Source organism: Acinetobacter sp. YH12255 (assembly GCF_013417355.1).
GTDB lineage: Bacteria > Pseudomonadota > Gammaproteobacteria > Pseudomonadales > Moraxellaceae > Acinetobacter > Acinetobacter pseudolwoffii.
The window spans coordinates 35,093-58,414 of sequence record NZ_VPEC01000022.1; the positions used below are offsets into that span (position 1 = coordinate 35,093).

The 23,322-nt window shown below is 43.3% G+C and carries 17 protein-coding genes and 1 pseudogene; 8 read left to right on the plus strand and 10 right to left on the minus strand.

The features are described from left to right. Nucleotides 1–59: 59 nt before the first annotated feature. The 6 genes from FTV30_RS10410 to FTV30_RS10435 all read right to left on the minus strand — a co-directional run bounded on the left by FTV30_RS10410 (nt 60) and on the right by FTV30_RS10435 (nt 9,201). Nucleotides 60–884 (minus strand): TatD family hydrolase, encoded by an 825-nt coding sequence (locus tag FTV30_RS10410; RefSeq protein ID WP_180001552.1) that lies wholly within the window; start codon nt 882–884, stop codon nt 60–62. Next, on the minus strand, nt 881–1,843 hold the full coding sequence (locus FTV30_RS10415; protein ID WP_180001553.1) for an RsiV family protein: 963 nt from the start codon (nt 1,841–1,843) through the stop codon (nt 881–883). The genes FTV30_RS10410 and FTV30_RS10415 overlap by 4 nt, the downstream gene beginning before the upstream one ends. Nucleotides 1,844–1,892: 49 nt before the next feature. Further along, nucleotides 1,893–2,717: a hypothetical protein gene (locus tag FTV30_RS10420; protein ID WP_180001554.1), complete on the minus strand. Its 825-nt coding sequence runs from the start codon at nt 2,715–2,717 to the stop codon at nt 1,893–1,895. A 107-nt stretch (nt 2,718–2,824) separates the two neighbouring features. Then, the gene (locus FTV30_RS10425; protein ID WP_005095608.1) at nt 2,825–4,417 is read right to left on the minus strand and encodes a peptide chain release factor 3; all 1,593 of its coding nucleotides are present in this window, start codon (nt 4,415–4,417) and stop codon (nt 2,825–2,827) included. A 299-nt stretch (nt 4,418–4,716) separates the two neighbouring features. Continuing rightward, on the minus strand, nt 4,717–6,567 hold the full coding sequence (locus tag FTV30_RS10430) for a bifunctional diguanylate cyclase/phosphodiesterase (protein WP_180001555.1): 1,851 nt from the start codon (nt 6,565–6,567) through the stop codon (nt 4,717–4,719). A gap of 447 nt (nt 6,568–7,014) precedes the next feature. Then, entirely contained in the window at nt 7,015–9,201 is a 2,187-nt protein-coding gene (locus FTV30_RS10435) for a carboxy terminal-processing peptidase (RefSeq protein ID WP_100329248.1), read from the minus strand. A gap of 199 nt (nt 9,202–9,400) precedes the next feature. Here FTV30_RS10435 and nagZ point away from each other — a divergent pair, with 199 nt between their 5' ends. After that, a complete protein-coding gene (gene nagZ, locus FTV30_RS10440; protein ID WP_005172743.1) occupies nt 9,401–10,423 on the plus strand; it encodes a beta-N-acetylhexosaminidase in 1,023 nt (340 codons plus the stop codon). A gap of 120 nt (nt 10,424–10,543) precedes the next feature. Further along, on the plus strand, nt 10,544–11,410 hold the full coding sequence (locus FTV30_RS10445; protein ID WP_005172745.1) for a class I SAM-dependent methyltransferase: 867 nt from the start codon (nt 10,544–10,546) through the stop codon (nt 11,408–11,410). A 24-nt stretch (nt 11,411–11,434) separates the two neighbouring features. On the opposite strand, the gene FTV30_RS10450 is transcribed toward FTV30_RS10445, so the two are convergent. Then, nucleotides 11,435–12,772, minus strand: coding sequence for an alpha/beta fold hydrolase (locus FTV30_RS10450; RefSeq protein ID WP_005172747.1), 1,338 nt, complete (start codon nt 12,770–12,772; stop codon nt 11,435–11,437). Between the two features lie 322 nt (nt 12,773–13,094). Between FTV30_RS10450 and FTV30_RS10455 the strand changes: the two genes are divergently transcribed. From FTV30_RS10455 to FTV30_RS10475, 5 genes are all read left to right on the plus strand, one after another. Further along, nucleotides 13,095–14,360: a glutamate-5-semialdehyde dehydrogenase gene (locus FTV30_RS10455; RefSeq protein WP_034609142.1), complete on the plus strand. Its 1,266-nt coding sequence runs from the start codon at nt 13,095–13,097 to the stop codon at nt 14,358–14,360. Nucleotides 14,361–14,809: 449 nt separating this feature from the next. Then, nucleotides 14,810–16,030, plus strand: a complete 1,221-nt coding sequence (locus tag FTV30_RS10460; protein WP_005172750.1) for an acetate/propionate family kinase — start codon at nt 14,810–14,812, stop codon at nt 16,028–16,030. Nucleotides 16,031–16,084: 54 nt separating this feature from the next. Continuing rightward, the gene (gene pta / locus FTV30_RS10465; RefSeq protein ID WP_180001556.1) at nt 16,085–18,223 is read left to right on the plus strand and encodes a phosphate acetyltransferase; all 2,139 of its coding nucleotides are present in this window, start codon (nt 16,085–16,087) and stop codon (nt 18,221–18,223) included. Between the two features lie 227 nt (nt 18,224–18,450). Beyond that, complete coding sequence (locus FTV30_RS10470) at nt 18,451–18,591, plus strand: hypothetical protein (RefSeq protein ID WP_157799602.1); 141 nt, start codon at nt 18,451–18,453, stop codon at nt 18,589–18,591. Then, complete coding sequence (locus tag FTV30_RS10475; RefSeq protein WP_180001557.1) at nt 18,588–18,779, plus strand: hypothetical protein; 192 nt, start codon at nt 18,588–18,590, stop codon at nt 18,777–18,779. Before FTV30_RS10470 ends, FTV30_RS10475 begins: the two co-directional genes overlap by 4 nt. A gap of 252 nt (nt 18,780–19,031) precedes the next feature. Here FTV30_RS10475 and FTV30_RS10480 read toward each other — a convergent pair whose 3' ends face one another. Further along, nucleotides 19,032–19,271 carry a DUF2171 domain-containing protein gene (locus tag FTV30_RS10480; RefSeq protein ID WP_005095591.1) on the minus strand — a complete coding sequence of 80 codons (240 nt, stop codon included), beginning with the start codon at nt 19,269–19,271 and terminating at the stop codon, nt 19,032–19,034. 766 nt (nt 19,272–20,037) lie between these two features. Here FTV30_RS10480 and FTV30_RS10485 point away from each other — a divergent pair. Then, on the plus strand, nt 20,038–21,564 hold the full coding sequence (locus FTV30_RS10485; protein ID WP_074384007.1) for a fumarate hydratase: 1,527 nt from the start codon (nt 20,038–20,040) through the stop codon (nt 21,562–21,564). Between the two features lie 200 nt (nt 21,565–21,764). On the opposite strand, the gene FTV30_RS10490 is transcribed toward FTV30_RS10485, so the two are convergent. Beyond that, nucleotides 21,765–22,481 (minus strand): IS5 family transposase, encoded by a 717-nt coding sequence (locus FTV30_RS10490; RefSeq protein WP_373683715.1) that lies wholly within the window; start codon nt 22,479–22,481, stop codon nt 21,765–21,767. Nucleotides 22,482–22,849: 368 nt separating this feature from the next. Continuing rightward, nucleotides 22,850–23,197, minus strand: a pseudogene (locus tag FTV30_RS10495) (hypothetical protein); the annotation flags it as partial. Between the last annotated feature and the right edge of the window lie 125 nt (nt 23,198–23,322).

Here is a 23,322-nt window from a genome sequence, read left to right on the forward strand (position 1 = left end):
CATCTTTTTTTAACAGATACCAAATTACAGCAGATACAGCCGAGCAATAAAAACCGGCATTATTCATCGGCCAAATTCAAAACCTGATGGGTATTCTGCCAGAGTTGCTGTGCCAATTTGGCTTGATCTTGCCCTAAGCTTTGTGCCAAACCTTCCAGTACATAAGGCAAGTTGGCAGGTGTATTGCGGGTACGTTGCTCACCTGACTGTTGACAGCATAACGGCGTCATATCCGGACAATCGGTTTCCAGCACCAGATGTTCTGCACCGACTGCCTGTACCACCTGATGCAGTTTTCTGGCATTCGGATTGGTAATCTGTCCGGTGACTCCCAGTTTAAACCCCAACTTGACAAAAGCCTTGGCTTCCTCAACACCTCCGCCAAAGGCATGTGCGATTCCACCCTGTTTAAACTGATGCTGTTTTAAAATTTGTAAAACTTCTGCATGTGATTTACGGATATGCAGCAAAATCGGCTTATCAAATTGTTGTGCCAGTTCAATTTGTGCAGCGAAAAAATCTTGCTGCTTTTGAAAAATTTCAGGTTGTTTATGCTGCTTTAAAAATGTGTCGAGACCGATTTCACCAATGGCAATGCATTGTTCATTTCTAAGCAGCTGCTCTAAATCATGTAAATGTTCAGCCTGATGCTGTTCAATATAAAACGGATGCAAGCCGGGTGCCAAATGGCTATGCGGTGCATCTTTCAAGCCATTGATAAAACGATGGGTTTTTAACAAATCCTGAAAGCGGTTTTGCAAAAAGCCAATTAGAACCAGATGTTCCACACCTACCGCTTTGGCCGCATAGGCCAGATGTTCCCGATCAGGATCAAAATCGGGAACATCAAAATGGGTATGCGTATCGAACAGTTTTAACTTCATTCGGCTTTAGATGCTAACGCTGGCTGTGCCTCAGAGGCTGCTGTTTCAGCTTGCAGCAGATATTGCGGTTTTAGCACGCCTTGTAGCTGCGCATAAGGAATCATTAAGCGCGGCAAACCCACCACATAAGGTCCGATTTCATATTCGGCATATTGTAAGATCAAACCTTCTTTGGCCAGATAAAAATTATCGGTCAGTATGAACTTCCAGGCCTGTTCATATTCAGCGACATCTTTTGCCAGCTTGGACTCCATGACCCAGACTTTAAAAGCCTCATACGCCTGTGCTTCGAGTTTGGCTTTTTGCTTCTCGGCAATAATGTCATCCAGCTTGACCAGTGTTTGCTGTTCAAGATCAAAATTATAATAGCGCTGTGCAGATGCTCCGTGCGCACCTCCCAGATAATGGCTACTGTTTAGCACCACAGTCGCCAATGGATCACCCGAATTCAGAATCTTGGGCTTAATCATCAGGCTAATGCTATGACTGGCACTCAGTGCTTTGAGCTCCTTGTCCAGATTCAAGAAGGTCTGCATAGAAGGCTGAATTTGCTGCTCAAGCTGCTGTTTTGGTGTAGTGACCGTCGACAAGGCTGTTTTTGGTTCAGAAGCAGCCACTTCGGCTTCACTGGCAGCAGTGGCTTTTGCCGGCTCAATCGCATCGACAGACAGGATATTTTTTAACTGTTGCAAAATCTGCTGATCGATCCATTCATCAATAAAGCGCTGATTACTGTTCAGGCGTTCAATCGAAATTTCCGGACAGTTTTTACCCTCACACTCTGGAATCACCAGCTTGAGTTTTTCGGTATCACCACTAAGTTTCAGGACTTCTGGCTCGGTTTGTACCACTTCAGGAGAAGTCGGCTCTTTCGGCTCATTGCTCTTCGGCTGACATGCACTCAGTAAAACTGCGGATGCCAGTATCGATAGACAAAAAATATTCTTATATTTTGGCATTCATTACCCTTTTCAAAACGTGTAATTAATCCTGAGAGGATTACGACCTTTAGAACATATTCCGATAGACTTCGGCTTTCAAGACCTGTTGTGTTTGTTCTTTTGTTAAATAGATATCCAGTTGTTTGGCATCTTTGCTAATGTCATGACTACGATAATGCAGACCAATCCCTTCCTGATCGAAGAACCACTCAGCCTGCCCCCAATACAGTTTTTTCGGTGCTTGCTGCTGAACCTCGTGATTATTGTCTTTTAACCATTTTTCATAAGCGGTTTGAATGATCTGATCCATTAACAACTGTTGTTTGGGATCGATAATATCCAGTGGAGTCAGCATTTTTTGCTGTTGACGATCGGCTACAAAAAAATAATAGCGCTCATACACACTGATATTTTCCTGTTTACTATCAATACCAATTTGCAGCAAGACATATTGATTACGCTGATAGGGAATGCGGGTATACAGCGATAATTCATAAGCCTGATTGAGCTGGAGTTGAGCCTGCCAGGCATCCGATTTTTTCACATAGGCATTCATCGCCTGTTGTAAACTCATATCCTGTTTTAAGCCAATTTGATCCTGAATTACCTTGGCCTGCTGTTTTTCGATCCAGTGATTCATCCATGGATCAGCCGTATATAAAGTCTGGATATCGACATTAATACAGTTTTTGGTTTCACAAAATGGCAAGGCGATCTTGGCCGGTTGTTCTTGAATATTCAGGTAAGGCAAAATACTGGCACTTTGCTTAACTGGGGTTGTTTTTCCATCCGGCTGGTCAAGTTCCGGTTCTTTTTCGCTTTTATCACAGCCACTCAGGACAAGACTTAAACCAATGACAGCACCGAGGGTGGCTTCCTTGCTGAACTTCATTTTTAAACAATCTATCAGGTTATGAATAGTTTAAATGTAACATAAAACAAAACAGCTTCCGGAGAAGCTGTTTGATATTTTTAGACGATATTTGAATACCTGAAAGTTTAGTGTTCGCGCGTATTATGGAACACGATGTCCGGATAACGTTCTTGCATGAGCTGTAAATTCACTCGGCTTGGCGCAAGATAAGTCAAGTGACCACCGCCATCGACTGACAACTGGTCGTGGGCTTTTTTCTTAAATTCGTTAAATTTTTTCTCGTCATCACAAGACACCCAACGAACAGTATTGATGTTCACGGGTTCGTAAACACAGTCAACTTTATATTCTTCTTTCAAACGATACGCCACCACTTCAAACTGAAGTACGCCCACTGCACCCACGATCAGGTCATTATTATGCTGTGGCATAAATACCTGTGTTGCACCTTCTTCAGACAACTCTTTCAGGCCCTTTTGCAACTGTTTCGATTTCAAAGGATCTTTTAAGCGTACACGGCGGAACATTTCTGGTGCAAAGTGCGGAATACCTGTGAACTGTAGCTTTTCACCTGAAGTAAAGGTATCACCAATCTGAATGGTGCCGTGGTTATGCAGTCCGATAATATCGCCCGGCCACGCTTCTTCCAGATGCTGGCGGTCACCGGCCAGGAAGGTTAAGGCATCACTAATCCGCACATCTTTATCCAGACGTACATGCTTCATTTTCAGGCCTTTTTCATATTTACCTGAACAAATTCGCATGAATGCAATACGGTCACGATGTTTCGGGTCCATATTGGCCTGAATTTTAAAGACAAAACCGCTAAAGCCTTCTTCATCAGCTTCGACAACACGAGCCTGAGTAGGATGGGCCTTCGGCGGCGGTGCATATTGACTGAAGGCATCCAGCACATGGTCAACCCCAAAGTTACCTAAGGCTGTACCGAACAATACCGGCGTTTGACGGCCTGCCAGAAATTCTTCACGATCCAATGGCTCATTGGCCATTTGCACCAGTTCAAGTGATTCTTCAAATGCAGCCCACGCCAGCTCACCAACTTTCTCACGAAGATCCGGATAGTCATAACCATCACGTATTTCGATTGTAGGAATGGTTGAACCAAAACCGGTTTTGTAAATGTAGAATTTTTCTTCGATTAAATTAAATACACCGGCAAAATCACGCCCCGTACCCAATGGCCAGGTGATCGGAACACATTTAATTTTCAGAACGTTTTCGATTTCATCCAGAAGCTCGAGTGGCTCACGGATTTCACGGTCCATTTTGTTAACAAAAGAAATAATCGGTGTATCGCGCATACGACACACGTCCATCAATTTAATGGTCCGGTCTTCCACCCCTTTTGCACCATCAATCACCATTAATGCCGAGTCGACGGCGGTTAAGGTACGATAGGTATCTTCCGAGAAATCTTCATGTCCCGGGGTATCGAGCAGGTTGATCATCTTGTCTTTGAACGGGAACTGCATCACCGAGGTCGTGATCGAGATGCCACGTTCTTTTTCCATTTCCATCCAGTCCGATGTAGCGGCCCGGTCAGACTTACGGCTTTTCACCATACCTGCAACCTGAATCGCCTGCCCCCATAACAGCAGCTTTTCTGTCATGGTGGTTTTACCGGCATCGGGGTGGGAAATAATGGCGAATGTACGTCGCTGAGCGACCTGCGCCGCTAACTCATCTTTAAAACTCATGGAAAATACCTACTGCAGAACCGCAGTGCTCAAGATCAAAAACGATCAATATGAAAATTGGCAATATTGTAGCAGATTTCTAAAGCCAATAAGTATGCCCACGGCTGAAGGAAATGACAGTATTTATAAGATCTATGCTTGTTGATTGCGGTATTTTTCAGCCCAGATTGAGTCGGAAACAATACGGTTATGAAGCTTAAATATGGGAGTTTGTGTCATTCAACTGGCCTGCTGAATAATACTAAATATAGGTTCAATGTACTATTTAATACCGCATTAGTAGCGTATAAAAATTCAAATTAAGACAGAAAATCCTGTGTTGCCAATGACTCGACTGGCATCGGCTTTGCCAGCAAATAACCTTGTAATTGCTGACAACCGAGTCGAGTCAAAATATCTGCTTGCAGCGTGGTTTCTACGCCTTCAGCCGTCACTTTTAAACCCAGTTTAATCACCAGCCGAATAATGCTTTCCAGAATCATTTCTTCTTTAGAGCCGACGCTAAGATCCTGAATAAACTCTTTATCAATTTTCAGTTCATCCACGGGCAGATTTTTTAGATATAAGAAGCTGGAATGTCCGGTTCCAAAATCATCAATCGCCAGCTGGATACCGATATTACGTAATTGTTCAAGGGTACGAATACTGGCATCGATATAATGCATGGCGGTCGATTCAGTAATCTCGATCATCAAGTGCTGCGGATTGATCTTATAGCGTTTAAACAGGTTTTGCAGATTAGCTAATAGATGCTTATGCTCAAACTGCACCGCAGACAAATTCACGGCAATCGGGAAAAAGTCGGTATTATTTTTTTCCCAGAGTTGGATCTGTTTGCAAGCCTGCTCCAGTGCCCAATAGCCCATCTGAATAATAAGCCCAGTTTTCTCAGCGCCATGAATAAACATATTGGGACCCAGTAACCCATGTAATGGATGCTGCCAGCGAATCAGGGCTTCTACCCCACAAATTTTTCGTTCACTGGTAAATTTAGGCTGATAAAACAGTACAAATTGCTGATCTTCAACTGCTTTATACAGATCATTAATCAGCTTGCTCTGGCTCTTGGATTCATGCTGATCAGAAGAAAAATTAAAGACTGAATAGGTATTGCGGCCCTGATATTTAGAACTGAGCATTGCTGCATCGGCATTCACCAGTAAATCTTGCAGATTCTTGCCATGCTCCGGATACATCGCGATTCCGATACTGCCCGAAATATTAATGGTTTTGCCATCAATCAGGAAGCTGTCCTGAATCAGATTTAGAATCTGCTCTGACATTTCTGAAGCTTTGCTGACGGACGTATTTTCCAGCACCATCAGGAACTCATCACCACCAATTCTAAGCAGCTTGGAACGGTCACCCCATAACTGATGAATACGCGCAGTCAGTTGAATCAGCAACTGGTCTCCGACCTGATGACCAAACACATCATTCACCGCCTTAAAACGATCCAGATCAATATATAAAAAGGCAATTTCCTGCTGATGTTGTTGCTTGGAAAACAAGATATCTGCGTATTCAGCCAGGTATAAACGGTTGGGTAATTTGGTGAGATTATCCTGGATATTTTGATTTTCGAGCTCTTTATTGGCCCATCGCAGTTGGCGATTCAGAGATGCCAGACGCAATTCTGAGAGAACCAGACGAATCATGGCAATCAGTAACAGAGCACTGATTAACACAACCGCGAACAACAGATCATAAGTCGCATGTGAAGATTCTGTGATTGGCGTAATCTCTGTTCTCTCAAAGTTGGCCCTAAGACTACTTGTATAGTGCATGGCTGAGACCCCGAGACTCATCACCACGATCACGAGAGCCACTCGGGAAAATGACCAGATGCTTTGGATCATTAACCAGAGGGTAAAAATAGAAGCCGTAAAGACACTTAAATAAGAGAGCAACATCCAGCTGAAATCAAAATGATAGACATGACTTAAATGAATTGCTGTCATCCCAATGAAATGGATCGACCAGATCAATAGCCCCAGTAATGCGGCCGTTGCAAATAGCATGAGTGTTGCAAATTTTCTTCGCGACTCACGCCACCATATTTTTTGAATCGGCATCAAAAAATAGCCAGCGACGAAAGCAAAGAGAGTTGATCCGATGACCAGACTGATATCATGCTGAATAGGGATCATATAAAATGTTCCGTATTGGTCATCATTGTTATTATTCCCCTCACGTGTATTTCTATTTCCACCTGGTCAAGTTTAAAGCCGTCAGAATCGTAAAGTTGACAAGCAATGCACATGTGTCGCTGTGCAAAGCCTCTGGTTTTAAATAAAATTAGAATTTATATTTTTTTAATTCAGGGTCGAGAACAGATTCTGAAATCATGATGAACATCAGCATAAAATATGACTTCTATCTTATGAGTCTTGAAAATTTTAGCAAATGTTTAAATCTATTTTTCCAGTTTATTTATTCAACCACCGTCACAATTTTTTTCTTTTTATTTAGACAGCTAGCAATTCATGTGAAAAATTTATTCTGATTTTTAAATAGCCGGATATCATAAAAAAATAGCCTGTCGAAACAGGCTATTTTTTTAGATCCTTAGATACTTAAATGGACATGCTTAAAAGTTACTGTTTGGCCTGTAACTTGGCATAATCCAGCAACACATGTGCAGCTTCGATCACAAAGGCTTCTTCTTCAGGAAGCGCCGGACGCTCTTTGGCTTTCATTTTGGCACGGGTTTCAATCAGTGCATCCATTGAAGCCTGATAAGTTTCCCAGTTCGGATAAGGTTTAAGACCTGTAGCCATACGGCGGGTATTTTCTGCCTCCAGCGTTTTTTGCTCCATGGCAATCAACTCTGCTTTACGCTGTTGCAAGTCCAGTACCTGACGCTTTTCTTCCTCGGCTTTTTTCATCACCGCCTTACGCTGTTCCAGATACTTGAACTGAGAATCCAGCACGACCCGTTGCTGAGAAAGTTTAGCCAATTCAGGTACATATTTCTGTACTGCACCTTCACGTTTAAACGGTGCGGTTGGAATGGTATCCCACTGCAAGGCATTTTTAGCCTTACGCTCACCAAACTCTTCATTATAAATATCGACCAGTTTAATGTCTGGCACAACCCCTTTATTCTGGGTACTACCACCAGTCACCCGGTAGAATTTACGCTGTGTCAGTGTCGCCTGACCATGGGCCAAGCTATCCAGTTGCACCTGCGCCGTACCCTTACCAGTGGTGGTACTGCCGATCACAATCCCACGTTCATAATCCTGAATCGCTGCGGAGTAAATTTCGCTGGCCGAGGCAGAGGCCAGATTGATCATTACTGCCAAAGGACCCGCATAGGTTTGTGCACCGCCATCATCATCTTCAAAGACGCTAACATTGCCATTACCATCACGAATCTGCACCACTGGGCCAGATTTAATCACCTGCCCCAACATACGTGCCACTTCTTCTAGTGAGCCACCCGGGTTATTACGCAAATCGACAATAATCCCGGCAACATTTTTGGCCGCCAGTTCTTTTAAAGCCTTATTGGTATCTTCAGAGACTGAACGATAATCTGTACCGGCACGACGTGCACGATAGTTCAGGTAGAACGACGGGATTTCAATCACACCATATTGATATTTCTTGCCATCGCGCTGAATGTCGACGACACGCGTACGCACACCGGCATCTTCTTCCTGAATCACATCACGGGTAATGGTCACGTTACGTGCCTGCCCCATGGTCGCGCCTGCACCGAGTAAACGTAGAGTGACTTTAGTGCCACGCTTGCCGCGAATCAGACCGACAATTTCATTGCTTGGCCAGCCAATCACATCGACCATCTGTTCGCCATCCTGGGCTACACCAATGATACGATCACCCGATTTCACCTGACCGGATTTACTCGCAGGACCACCTTCGACAATGGTTTCAATCTTGGTGTAATCTTCATTGCCACGTTCAGGACGAATCGAGACCCCAACCCCTTCGAGCTGCAAAGTGGTCTGACGATTCAGCTCCATCGCATCTACAGGCGGGAAATAATTACTATGCGGATCATAGGTCAGCATCATCGCATTCAAGGTCTTGTCGAGCACATCATCACTCTTGATCCGGCTGACACGTTCCAGCTGACGGGTATAACGCTTGGTCAAGGTTTGTGCAGGCGTCAGATCTTCAGGACCGGTAAGGTCTTGTCCATTGGCCAGTTCTGGATTGGCCTTCAGTGCTTTCTGTTTGGCCTGTTCTTCTTCTTTACTGATGGTTAGATTGATCAGCTGGGACACCAGCATTTTTGACCAGTGCGCGCGCTGTTCAGCCTCAGTTTTAAAGAATGGTGCTTTTTCACGATCCGTTTCGATATAGACATTTGGCTGATTCAGGTTCTGTGGTTTTTTCAGCTCATCCAGCATATAAGTATAGAACTGAGTCAGGCGCTGACGATATTGCGCATGGATTTCATAAGAACCCGACAAATTGCCAGCTTTCAGGTGAGCACCGAAATTGGCCCCATAACGTTTCTTGTAATTTTCAACTTCTGGTGCCAGAAATAAGCTATGTTCCGGATCCAGACTATCGATATAGAAATCGAAAATACGCTGCGAAGTCTGGGCATCCAGACGCATATTCAAATAGTGCTGACGGTCCACCAGCGTCGCCAGTTGACGTGATACCAATGCCTGTTCCTGAGATGGCTGAATGGCTTTGCTGACCACTTCTGCACTATTGGCTGCAATCGCATCATTCACGACATGGGTAAAAAAGAAGCCACCTGTCGCAATCGCAACGGCGCAAGCTATCGTTTGAAATTTCATAAATAATTCGTACTTCCTTGGCCTAGAGACCAATGTGACTGTGTTGCTTTTCGACCAGAATTTAAAGTATTCAGCATCTTAAACAACTTAATATGTTTATGTCGTGTAGTTTTATCATATTCTGTGCTGACAAAGTGTAGCAAATCATTGCAGAAATCAGGTATTGTTTCCCGGAAAAATTCTAAAACGGATTCCGCATATGATTGGCGCATTGATGCTCGACATCGCAGGCACAACCCTGACTCAAGAAGATATTGAACTATTCGGTGCGCCGCAAGTCGGTGGAGTCATTTTATTTGGACGTAACATCGAATCTGCGGCTCAAGTCCGTGCCTTAACCGATCACATGCGCCAGATTCGTCCTGATATTTTGATTGCAGTCGATCAGGAAGGTGGACGTGTGCAGCGCTTAAGACAGGGCTTTACCCTGCTCCCTGCGATGGGGAAATTTGGCGAACTGTATGCTCATGATTCGCAGCGTGCTTTAGATTTGGCCGAAAAATGCGGCTGGCTGATGGCGATTGAAGTACTGGCTGTCGGGATTGATTTCAGTTTTGCGCCGGTGCTGGATTTAAACGACATCAGTGATGTGATTGGTGACCGAAGCTTTGCCAGAAATATTTCAGATATTATTCCACTGGCCAGCGCATTTTTAAAAGGGATGAAACGTGCCGGCATGGCCTCAACCGGTAAACATTTCCCGGGTCATGGTTCAGTCAAAGCGGATTCACATGTTGCCGCAGCCATTGATATGCGCAGCTATGAAGACATTCAGCAAAAAGACATGCAGACCTTTATCCAGTTACAGCCGCAACTCGATGCTTTAATGCCAGCGCATGTGATTTATAGTCAGGTAGATCCCAATCCGGCCGGATTCTCGGAATTCTGGATTCAGAAAGTTTTGCGTCAGCAACTCGGTTTTGACGGCGTTCTGTTCTCGGATGATTTAAGCATGCAGGCCGCCTGTGTGGCAGGCGGTGCCGATGCCCGAATTCAGGCCGCACTGAAAGCCGGGTGTGATATGGGGCTGGTCTGTAATGATCGTGCAGCACAATGTATTGCACTGGAAGGCATTGCCGACCTGCCGTTGCCAAATCAGGAACGTTTAGAACGTATGCGCGGTCAAATTCCAGCGATTCAAATTGGCACTGAACTGGATCTGGGTGATGAATGGCGCAAGATTCGTGATGAAATACTGGTATTCAAGCAGCAGACTAGCTGAAACTTTTTAAATCCAATCAAGATGATAAAGGAACACGACAAAGTGTTCCTTTTTTATTATGATGTTAAAAGGCGTTACTTCTGTAGCACCCAACTAAAATAACAATAAGGTCAGAACCCTATGCCAAAATCACTTTCGCAGCATCGCCATATTTCTTTTACAGCACATTATACCGGCTATATCTGGTATCAAATGGGAATCTCACATCCGGTCTTTGCCACGACTAAAGGCAAGTTTCTGGCCACACTGCTACATCCACTCGAAGTATGGGCAGAACGCTCTGTGGGTGGCAGTATGCGTACCACACTCAAGCAGCGTCATCAGATGATTGATGAACATCTGTGTCAGTTGATCGAGCAACATCCACAACTTCAGATTCTTGAAATTGCCTGCGGTTTGTCTCCACGTAGCTGGAATTTCAGGCAAAAATTTCCCGAGATTGATTATCGCGAACTGGATCTTCCCGACATGGCCAGAATCAAGACCCAAGCCTTGCAGCAGATTGATCAGCAGGCTCCCGAAGTGCTCACTGCAGATATTTTTAGTGAAGAGTTGGACTGTATCTTTCAGATGTTTGATCCCGACCAACCTTTGGTGGTAATTAATGAGGGGCTGATTAATTACTTTGATCAACGCATGTTGCGTATTCTGTTGCAAGGTATTGCAGAGAATGCACGACATTTTCCAGCCTTGCATTACCTTAGCGACATTTACCCGGAACCCGTCAAAAATAAATTGGCGAATTTTATTTGGAGCTGTAGCCGTCTGCTTAAATTCATGTCACGCAGTGCATTTACCTTTCATTTTAAAACCCCCCAAGAATTACAGCACTTTTTTCAAGATGCCGGTTTCAATCAGGTTGAGGTACAACAACCGCAACGTTATTTTGCCGAGCCTCGTCAGCAAAATCTGACACCGGAGCAGGATGAACATCTCGGTGATCTGGTCTGGATGATTCATGCAGTGAAAAAAAACAGCGTTAAATGACGCTGTTTTTTTATTAAGCCCCGATTAAATCACTGCATCGAAAGCGTCTTCTTGCTGAAGGATTTTCTGTTGTTGCACAAAAGCCAATAAACGTTCTGCCACTTCAAAACTGCCATGTTTAAACAGGGCTCGCACTTGAGTCTCATCCTGTTCAAAGATCAGACATTCGATCTTGAACTCGCCGTTTTCATCTTCCAGATGCAAGGCCAGATCACGCGGATAAGCTGCGGCACACTCTGTCTGTCCTGCGTCCAACTCCAGCAATACTCCAAAGAAATTCATGTCGATAATTTCTACATTCAACAGCAGATCCGAATGACGATGACTCAAATAACGTTGTGGCTGTTGCACACAAATCCGTTCTTCACCGCGCCGTTCAATCTGCTGCATCTGTTCACGGCTAAACGGAATAATTCCCGGCAACTGCTCGACTGCTTCATCACGCAAGAAGGTGGCAAACAGATGCATAGTTTCTTTCCTGCGCTGCAACTGAGGCACATGGTCAGCACCGGCAATTTGTACATACTGCATATTTGGACATTGCAGGGCAAAATTGGCATTCTCATGTGGCAAGGTAAAACTGTCATATTGACCACAGGCCACCAGAACCTTGCACTGTGGAATCGGCACGTGGGTCAGACGCAATAGACGGTTGCAGTTAATATCATAACGCTCTTGTTCGGTCACCGTGAATTCTGACATCTGCTTGAAGAATAAGCGCTTTGCTGTTGGTGACATGCGGGTTTCTTTGAGACGGGCATGATTGACCAGATATAAAATGACCGCCTGACCAAATTCATCCATGCGCTGTTCTTTCATCAGATGCAAGGATTCTTCCAATAGCATGCGCCAGCTTTTGCGGGTTTTCTGCATTACGCCCATCAGGATCATCCGATCCACCAGTTCAGGGCGCTGGTCTGCCAGACAGGAGGCGACTACTGAGCCTAAGGACATGCCTAAAATTGAAACTTGAGGAAGTTGCATCTGCTCCAGCCATTGCCCCAGCATGGCAGCAAGGTCTTCAAGCTCCAGAGTTCCAGCCGACAGACCAGTATCCACATTGCTGATCTGCTGGTTGGCTCCCATCGAAGGCAAGTCAATCAGAATGATCGGGCCGGCAGCGAAGAGCTGTTCGACACAATATTTATAGGAATTAAAATTCTGGAAGGCGCCCCCAATGATCACCATCGGCCTGAGATGCAAGGTATCCGGACGGGCAATCGCCATATATTCGATTTTCCAGCCATCCATCCAGGTGCTTCGTGCTGGCTGCTTAAAACTGTGCTTATCATAAAGATCAAAAAAACCATAATGGCTTTGCGAATCCAATACATGGGCATCCATGTGGATAATGGAATTCATTTTCCTTTTCCTCCGTCCTTGCCTTATTTTTATTGTGAAAGTCATGATTAACAGATCTTATGCTTCAGACACATTCCGATGAGCCTGAACACGCATCCTGCTCTTTAATAATTATATATGACTTCAATGTCGCTTATTTCATTCTATACAGAGCGGCTTTTCACAAGCAACCGCTTCAGCGACCACTTATCTGCTTTTAAACAGAAAACAATTTCAAAATGTTTAGAAGTCCGCGAAAACGGATGATTTTTAACAGATGGGCTTCATTGTCCGGCAGCAGACTGTTAATATCGAAGTGAAATTTCTAAGTGATCAAAGCGCTATGCAAGAGTCTATTGAACAATATATGCAAACAGTAGGACAGCAGGCACGCCAGGCTTCTCGCATTTTGGCTCGTGCGTCCACCCAAACCAAAAACAACGCACTATCGGCTATTTATACGGCTTTGGAAAATAGCCAGCCGGCTATTTTGGCTGCCAACCAGAAAGATATGACCAAAGCGCATAATAACAATCTGGACAGTGCCCTGCTTGATCGCTTAGAACTCAACCCCGCACGCTTTAAAGGTATGTTAGAAGGCCTGAAAGATGTGATTGGCCTGAAAGATCCGATTGGTGAAATTAGCGATATGGCTTATCGCCCATCTGGCATTCAACTGGGCAAGATGCGTGTACCTTTGGGTGTGGTCGGCATGATTTATGAATCACGTCCCAACGTGACCCTGGAAGCGGCTTCACTGGCGCTGAAATCAGGCAATGCGATTATTTTACGTGGCGGTTCAGAAGCACTGGAATCCAATCAGGCGATTGCCGCGGCAATTCAACATGCGCTGAAAATTTCCGGCCTGCCAGAATCAGCAGTACAAGTGATCAATACCGTTGATCGTGCTGCAGTCGGCCAGCTCATTACCATGACCGAATATGTCGATGTGATTGTACCTCGTGGCGGCAAGAGCCTGATCGAGCGCATTACTGAAGAAGCTCGTGTCCCGGTGATCAAACATTTGGATGGTAATTGCCATATCTATGTGGAAGCACAGGCGGATCTGTTAAAAGCCTTACCCATTGCTTTAAATGCCAAAACCCATCGCTATGGCGTATGTAATGCCATGGAAACTTTGCTAGTCGATGAAAAAGTCGCTGAAGAGTTCTTGCCCCGCATCGCAGAACTTTATCAGGAGAAAAAAGTAGAGCTCCGTGGTTGCAAAGAAACCCAGCGCATTCTTGCTGATGCAGTGATTGCGGCCACTGAAGAAGACTGGTATACCGAATATCTGGGCCCAATTCTGGCCATCAAAGTGGTTTCTGGCATAGAAGAAGCGATTGAACATATTAATCAGTATGGCTCACATCATACCGATTCGATCATTACTGAAAATTACAGTCTGGCACGTGAATTTTTGGCCGGTGTCGATTCGAGTTCGGTGATGATCAATGCCTCGACCCGCTTTGCTGATGGTTTTGAATATGGCTTAGGCGCGGAAATCGGAATTTCAACCGATAAAATTCATGCCCGTGGTCCGGTTGGTCTTGAAGGCCTGACCTCACAAAAATGGATCGTATTTGGTGATGGTCAGATTCGCCAATAACTATTTCAGATGATCACTTTAAAAATCAGCTTTGTTCGCAAGGCTGATTTTTTATGGATATAAAAATTAAAACCGAAATGGATCAGAACCTTTGGGTCATTTTATTGATGAATCTCTGTATAGAATTGTATGTATAAGTCATATTTGCTGTTTTAGGCACTAAACTGAAAGCAATCTGTTCCAGTACGACATTGAAAATAGAATTTGGCAGCTTTATTGATTATATTTTCAGCATCATTTTATTTATAAATGAAAACTATGAACTGATAAATTTTAGTTATTATTGTCAGTCTGGTCGATAATGCTTAAGTCTAATCTGCTAAAGTCTATCTAGGACAGAAAAAAAACAAATGTTAAAACATCAATATTGATTCAGCTTAGTGCTTTTTTGCTGATCACTGGATCAAGTCAATGGACGAGAATTTTAATTAAAAATCGGGTAATCAATCGTGTCTAAATCAGTATTAGTTATTAATTGTGGCTCTTCTTCAATCAAGTTTGCATTACTTCTTGAGGAACAGAACTTCCGTATTCATGGTTTAGCTGAGAATTTAGGCACAGAGAATGCTCGTATCAAAGGCGTGACTGTCGGTAACGAACCGGTCGATATCCATATTCCTTTTGCCGACCATAAAAAAGCCCTTGAAGTTGGTTTGGAGCGTCTGGCTAACTATCGCCCAGATGCGATTGGTCACCGTGTGGTACATGGTGGCAGCCTGACCAAAGCAGAATTGATCAATGATGAAATTATTGAAAAGATTCGTGAAGCAACGCCGCTTGCGCCCTTACACAATCCGGCACATCTGATTGGCATTGAAGCCACCAAACGCTTGTTCCCAGACTTACCGCAAATAGCAGTATTTGATACCGCATTCCATCAAAGCATGCCAGCACATGCATATCGCTATGCCCTGCCAAAATTCTTATATACAGCCCATGGTGTGCGTCGTTATGGTTTCCACGGCACCAGCCATGCTTATGTTTCAGACCGTGGTTCTGAACTGGCAGGTAGCCTGAAACAAGGCGGCTGGTTAACAGCACATCTCGGTAATGGCAGCTCGACCTGTGCCGTGTGGAATGGGAAAAGTGTAGATACGTCAATGGGCTTAACCCCGCTTGAAGGTATTGTCATGGGCACCCGCAGTGGCGATGTCGACCCAAGCCTGCACAGCTTCCTGGCAAAAAATCTGGGTTGGGATATCTATAAAATTGACAAGATGCTGAATAGCCAGAGCGGTCTGTTAGGTCTGTCTGATTTGTCGAATGACATGCGTACCCTGATTGAAGCATCGGAACAAGGCAATGAAGATGCTGCATTGGCGATTGAAGTATTCTGCTACCGTCTAGCCAAATCTCTGGCAGCACTGAGCTGTGGTCTGCCACGTATTGATGGCTTGTTCTTCACTGGCGGTATTGGCGAAAATTCTGCCTATATCCGTGAAAAAACCATGACTTATCTGCCCCACTTCGGCTTCAACCTGGATAAAAGTGCCAATAATGACCTGAAACGTGGCACTGAAGGCCGTATCGATTCAGGTACAGGTCCACAAATCTGGGTAGTGCCAACAGACGAAGAAGGTCGTATCGCTCAAGAAGTACATAGCGTTGTAGAACTTGAAGTGGAGCAAAAAAACGCAAAAAAGTCTGAAGCTGAGGTAGCGCTTGCATAAGCAAGCAGGGCCACTTTTTAACTGATTTTTATTATTGTGTGACTGACGTAACTTATGAAAACGATTCTATTGGTTCCCACTGGGGAAGGCGTAGGCTTAACTTCTGCATGTTTAGGCCTGATTTATGCACTGGAATGCCAAGGGGTTAAAGCTGGCTTTCTCAAACCTTTTGCTCAGGAATTGAATGAAGTCGAAGACCGTACTACGGCTTTGTATCGTCATATTTCTCAAAGTGAAACTGTTGAACCAATCCGTTATAGCAAAGTCTTGCAGCAGATTAATCTGGGTGAACAGGATGAACTGCTGGAAGAAGCGGTACGTCTGCATCGTCAAATTGCCAGACAGCATGACCTGATTATTGTCGAAGGTCTATTGCCAAATGCTCAGGACAGTTTTGCCGATGATCTGAATGCCTCGCTGGCGCAGGCTTTGGATGCCAAAGTGATTGTGGTCAGCAATGCCAATATCCAGCAGCCAGGTCAGACTGCCGATAAAGTTGAAAACCAGATTCGCAACTTTGGTGGCGCCAGTTCAACCCGCCTGTCTGGCATCCTGTTGATGCGAACCAAAGGTCTGCCTGAAGAATCTGCACAGATTCCTGTAACGCTTGATCCGGATTTACGTCTTGCAGAAGAAACCACACAATTTATTCGTGCCATCCAGCAAACCCATCCACATATTGGTTCAGAAAAGTTACCTGTAATTGGACTGGTGCCTTTCAGTAAAACTTTAAGTGTGCCGCGTATATCTGATCTGGCGGCACATATTCAGGCCTACTGGATTAATGAAGGCGAAGCGAAACAGCGCCGTGTCCAGCACAGCAGCCTGATTTCGGCCAATATTGAACATGAATTGCATAAGTTTGTAGCAGGTGAATTGATCATCAGTGCATCTGACCGGATTGATGTGTTATTGGCAAGCAGTCTGGCCAGCAGCAATGGTATTCCTTTGGCTGGCTTGGTGCTAACTGAACATCATCAGCCAAATGATCACGTATTGGAATTTTGCCAGACCGCCATCAAACAAGGTTTACCAATTTTACATACACCGCTTAGCACCTTTGAAACCGCACAAAAACTGACAAATCTCAGCAATGAAATTCCAGTAGATGATACGGAACGTGCAGATCAGGTCACGCGCTTTGTTTCGAGTCACATCAATCCGGAATGGCTCGGTCAGATGTTGAATGGTTCTTATAAGCCACGTCTATCGCCTTCAGCCTTCCGGCATGAACTGGTACAAAAATCGATTGCGGCCAAAAAACGTATTGTATTACCTGAAGGTGATGAACCACGTACGATACAAGCTGCAGCAATCTGTCAGTCGCGTGGCATTGCACAATGTATTTTATTGGCCAATCCCGAATCTGTTTTAGAAGTGGCAAAAGCTCGTGGTATCGAATTGCCTGAAGATCTGGAAATTCTGGATCCGGATCTGATTCGTGACAACTATATCGACAAGATGGTCGAGCTACGTAAAGGCAAACTCAACGAACTGCAAGCGCGTGAACAGTTGCAAGACACTGTGGTGCTCGGCACCATGATGCTGGCGCTGGATCAGGTTGATGGTCTGGTCTCTGGCGCGGTACATACCACGGCCAATACCGTACGTCCTGCCTTTCAGCTGATCAAGACTGCACCCGATTATTCACTGGTTTCTTCTGTGTTCTTTATGTTGCTGCCAGATGAAGTCTATGTTTATGGCGACTGTGCGATTAATCCTGATCCAGATGCAGAGCAGCTGGCCGAGATTGCGATTCAATCGGCAGATTCTGCCAAAGCCTTTGGCATTGACCCGCGGATTGCAATGATTTCTTACTCTACCGGAACTTCAGGTATGGGTGCCGATGTCGAGAAAGTGGCTGAAGCAACACGAATCGCCAAAGAACGTCGTCCTGACCTGCTAATTGATGGGCCATTACAATATGATGCTGCCTCGGTTGAAAGTGTTGGCCGTCAAAAAGCACCAGATTCACAAGTGGCCGGACGTGCCAATGTCTTTATTTTCCCGGATTTAAATACGGGTAATACGACTTATAAAGCTGTGCAACGTGCTGCCAATGTAGTCAGTGTTGGGCCAATGCTGCAAGGCTTGAACAAACCGGTGAATGACCTGTCTCGTGGTGCTTTGGTCGATGATATTGTATTTACCATCGCCTTAACCGCGATTCAGACAGAACAGCAGGCTCAATAAATTTAATAGCTCCGCACTCACCACCCTCTCGCAAGATGGGGTGGTTTTTTTAATCATTTTTGTTCTAAAGTCGGACATTCTATAATCTGTCGATTACGTTTCTAAAAATAAAAAATGCTCTCAAAGAGCATCAAATCAGCACTGATCTTAAATGGAATCGCATCTACTTACACTTACTGAAAGTTGAAAATCTGCTCACATTTTTAGCGCTCACGCAAATCGATGAAATGCGTTATATGACCGGCTTGAAATGGCATTTTACACTTGAAGATATGCAGGCACATATTCAGCGCTGTTTGGCTGATCCAACCCGTTATGACTTTGCGATTTGTTTAAACCATCATGATGAAATGATCGGTAAACTTTGAATTCTAGAAATCAATCTTGTGCTCAACATGCCGAATTTTGTATTGCCATCTCAACGATCACTTGGACAGCTCAAGGCTATGGCAGTGAAGCGCTCAAGTTGGTCAAAGAGTTTTTCTTTAAGCCATTACAACTCAAAAGTTTAGGCTTGATAGTCTTTGGACATAATTTAGGTGGAAGTCGTGCCTAGGAAAAATATGGTTTTCAAACGCTAAAAATCATACAAAATGGTTTTGAATATGAAGGGAAATTTTCAGATAAAATCATTATACAGGCTCAAAATCCATTTCTGGCAGAATGCAAAACCAAATAAAAAAGAATCAACTACGCATAATAAATGCCAGTCTTTCGAACTGGCATTTTCAACGATTACTAATAAAGTCTGTGACATAAAAAATTAAGCTGAGACAGCCCTGCTTTTCAGTCCACTGACTTTAATTTTTTATAAGGTGGTCCACTCTTTACGCACATCTTCTGCTGTTTTATTGAGCACTACGCTATCGTCTTTGATTTCGCTTACCCAACTCAAGGGAATCAGATGATGCTCATTATTTTCATCATCACTTCTTGTTAATTTAATTGAATCCTGACCTTCTAAATGGTCTACCTTCCCGACTTGAGTACCACATGAAGCAATGACTGAAGCATGTTCTTTAATATCACTTGCATTAAAATTGTTCATTCTACTTGCCTGTTTCTAGAAGTTGAGAGAAACAGTCTAAGCAATAAAAAATGCCACATGTGTAAGGGTTTTCAGGCTTTGAGTTTTTCTGGGTTAAAAATGTAAATGGTCAACATGGCTTGAGTAAGCTATAGGAGAGATGCTTTTTAAATTTGAGTTTTCAAATATTTTTATAACTGGATTTGAAGATTTGAAGATTTGAAGATTTGAAGATTTGAAGATTTGAAGATTTGAAGATTTGAAGATTTGAAGATTTGAAGATTTGAAGATTTGAAGATTTGAAGATTTGAAGATTTGAAGATTTGAAGATAGGTTAATTTTTTATGTCTTAAAATAAAAAAGAAGATAAAGCTTAGGCTTGATCTTCTTTCTGACCGTACATCCAAGTTGCAGCGATATATACACAAAAACCACTTGCCATTAAAATACCTGTAACCATTGTTAAGATCTCCCGTTTCAATAGCTGCATTATGTAAAAGTTTTATGACAGTTATATGACAATCTGGTTTTTTATTAAATTTAAAATAATTAATAAAATTCAATCGCTTAATACGGAATAAGCAAAATTATGCGTATTTTTTATCTGAAATATGACACTAAATATGACCGATTACTGTCATATTTGACCCGCTGAGCTGCTCAAGTCGTCCTTCAGATTGCTTAAACTATAAACTTTCGGCCAATGCTCGCCCAAAATGCCCACAACCCGATTCTTTTGTCTTATAATTTAGCCCGCTAGCTATCAGCCCGCTCAAGAGATATTTGTATGACAACTATTATCAAGCAAGATGACTTAATCACATCGGTTAAAGATGCGCTTCAGTTCATTTCTTACTATCACCCACAAGACTTTATCCAAGCGATGAGCCGTGCGTATGATCGTGAAGAGAACAAAGCTGCTAAAGATGCGATCGCGCAAATCTTAATTAACTCACGCATGTGTGCAGAAGGCCACCGCCCAATCTGTCAAGATACCGGTATCGTCAACGTATTTGTTGAAGTGGGCATGGATGTTAAATTCGATTTAACCATGGGCCTGGATGATGCAATCAATGAAGGCGTACGTCAGGGTTATTTAGAAAACTCCAACGTGCTTCGTGCATCAGTTCTGGCCGATCCTGCTTTTGGTCGTAAGAATACCAAAGACAACACTCCTGCCGTGATTTACCACAAGCTTGTGCCTGGTAATAAAGTAGATATCACTGTAGCAGCCAAAGGTGGCGGTTCAGAAAATAAATCTAAACTCGCAATGTTGAACCCATCTGATTCAATCGTAGATTGGGTACTGAAAACTGTTCCAACGATGGGTGCAGGCTGGTGTCCACCAGGTATGCTCGGGATTGGGATCGGTGGTACTGCTGAAAAAGCCATGATGCTTGCCAAAGAAGCATTGATGGAAGAGATCAACATGGACGAATTACTTCGTCGTGGTCCACAATCTAAACTTGAAGAACTTCGTATCGAAATCTTCGAAAAAGTGAATGCTTTGGGTATTGGCGCACAAGGTCTTGGCGGTTTAACCACTGTTCTTGATATTAAAATCAAAGATTATCCATGTCATGCTGCGGGTAAGCCAGTCGGTATGATCCCGAACTGTGCTGCGACTCGTCATGCACACTTCACACTTGATGGTACGGGTGTTGCCAACATCATCGCACCAAAACTTGAAGACTATCCTGAAGTCACTTGGGATTCTTCATCTTCTAAACGTGTTGACCTCGATACAATTACTCAAGAAGAAATGAATGCTTGGAAACCAGGTGATACATTACTTCTAAACGGTACGATTTATACTGGTCGCGACGCTGCACATAAACGTATGGTCGACATGCTTAACAATGGCGAAGAACTTCCGGTTGATCTGAAAGGTAAGTTTATCTACTACGTCGGTCCAGTCGATCCAGTCGGTGATGAAGTTGTAGGCCCTGCTGGTCCAACAACGGCTACGCGTATGGATAAATTCACACGTCAAGTCCTTGAAGCAACTGGCATGTTCGGCATGATCGGTAAAGCAGACCGTGGTCCTGCTGCCGTTGAAGCCATTAAAGACAACCAGGCAACTTACCTGATGGCTGTCGGTGGTGCTGCTTACTTGGTATCGAAAGCGATCCGTGAAGCTGAAGTGGTGGCTTTTGCTGACTTGGGTATGGAAGCAATTTACAAGTTTGTCGTGAAAGATATGCCGGTTTCTGTCGCAGTTGATGTGAATGGTACATCTATTCACGCCACTGCACCTAAAATCTGGCAAGCAAAAATTGGTAAGATTCCAGTCGTGGACGCTGCTGCAGGCTAATTTTGACTGCAATAAAAAAGCACCCTCTATCGGTAATGCCAGTCAGTTAAGGAATTGACTGGCATTTTCTTTTTCAAATTCATGATTATATCTGATAGATAGAAAAGTCATCCGCAACTGTTTGAGGCATGAGGTGTATTGCACCGCAAGATTTAAAAATGATTGTTTCTGCGACAAACTTACTAGGGTCTGTTGACATTTCAAGTATAGAATTTACCCGATAAAGGTAGCCAAATAAATATACAAGCTAATGCAACTGCCCCCTCATAGCTACACTTTAGCTTATCATATCGTGTTGCTATTCCTCTGAACTGCTTTAACCTACAAAATGCATTCTCAACTAAGTGTCTGATTTTATATAAATACCAATCCATATGATCATTATTTGACTGAGTATTTGATTTTCTTGGAATATTCGCTTTAGTTTTTTTCGCAGATATTTGTTCTCTTAATGATTCAGAGTCATATCCTTTGTCTGCACAACATACTTCCGTTTCACTCAAATCAAGTTTTTCAATCATTTTGGGAGCAATCTTGACATCATGTATCGTTCCATCGGAGATAATAATTTCGATTGGATTGCCATCCGCATCAACAGCTAAGTGTATTTTAGAACTATTTCCACCAATGCTTTTAGAAATATCCTGATCTTTTATTCCAGCAGAATGTTGGTGTGCCCGAACATGACTACCATCAATAAAAACCCATTCCATATCAGTACTTGAAGAAATTAATTTAAATATTTTCATTAGCTTATCATTTTTACACCAACGATTATATTTTTTAAAGATTGAGTTATACGAACCAAATTCTTTAGGCAAATCACGCCATGGGCAGCCTGTTCTTATTCTATAAAGTATTGCTTCGACAAAATTTCTCAAATTAGATTTGAAATAGATATCAAAATTTCGGAAAATAGAAAGTAACTTAGACTAGTGTTGATCATTCAGCATTGTACGAGGCATAGCGAGAAGTAAATTTGGTTTGGCGATTAAATTTTACTTTCTCGCTATTTTTTTGAACAGAAAATGTCAACAGACCCTAGTCGATGGTGGCTGACGAGTTTTGCGGATGAGGAGTGTTGCTCCGCAAGATGCCTTCCTTGCGAAGCTTCTCATTTGGGCGAAACCAAAGTAACAAATAATTTACAAGAATTTGATTTATAAAATTAATACTCCGCTGTGAATGACTAAAAAATTAAAGAGTCTATTTCTAAACTCCTTAACTGATCAACATTACCCTCTATCGGTGCTTTTTTATTATATTTATTCTAGAAAATGTTCCATTACCAAGTACGCGGATCCCAAAGTTTAAAAGGTGCCTTCAACTGTACATCTAATGATGGATCATAAGCAGTTGGTTCAATTTTCTGGGCTTTTTTGCGAATCTGGCCAGTTTCCTGATCTTGCGCCACAAAGTTAAAACTGTGAGATTTAAGCTGAGTAAAAGCAATTTCATTCAGACCGACCTTTTCCGGCATGAGCATGAAGGGCCCCGAGACACTACGCCGCGTGCTGATATTTTCTTCATCATATTTAATAAAATAGGATTGTCCTGCTTCCACACTAAAATCCAGATATTTAGGCTTCTGAAAATGCAAAGCACCCAACGGTCGACTGGTACTTAAACGATGGTGGTGTTTCAAAAAGTATGCTGAAAAAAACAATATGGCTTTTGATAAAATAGAGGTATGAAAATAACGCTACAAATCAAATGTCCTACCTGTCTAAGTAACAATATAAAGAGAAATGGCATCAA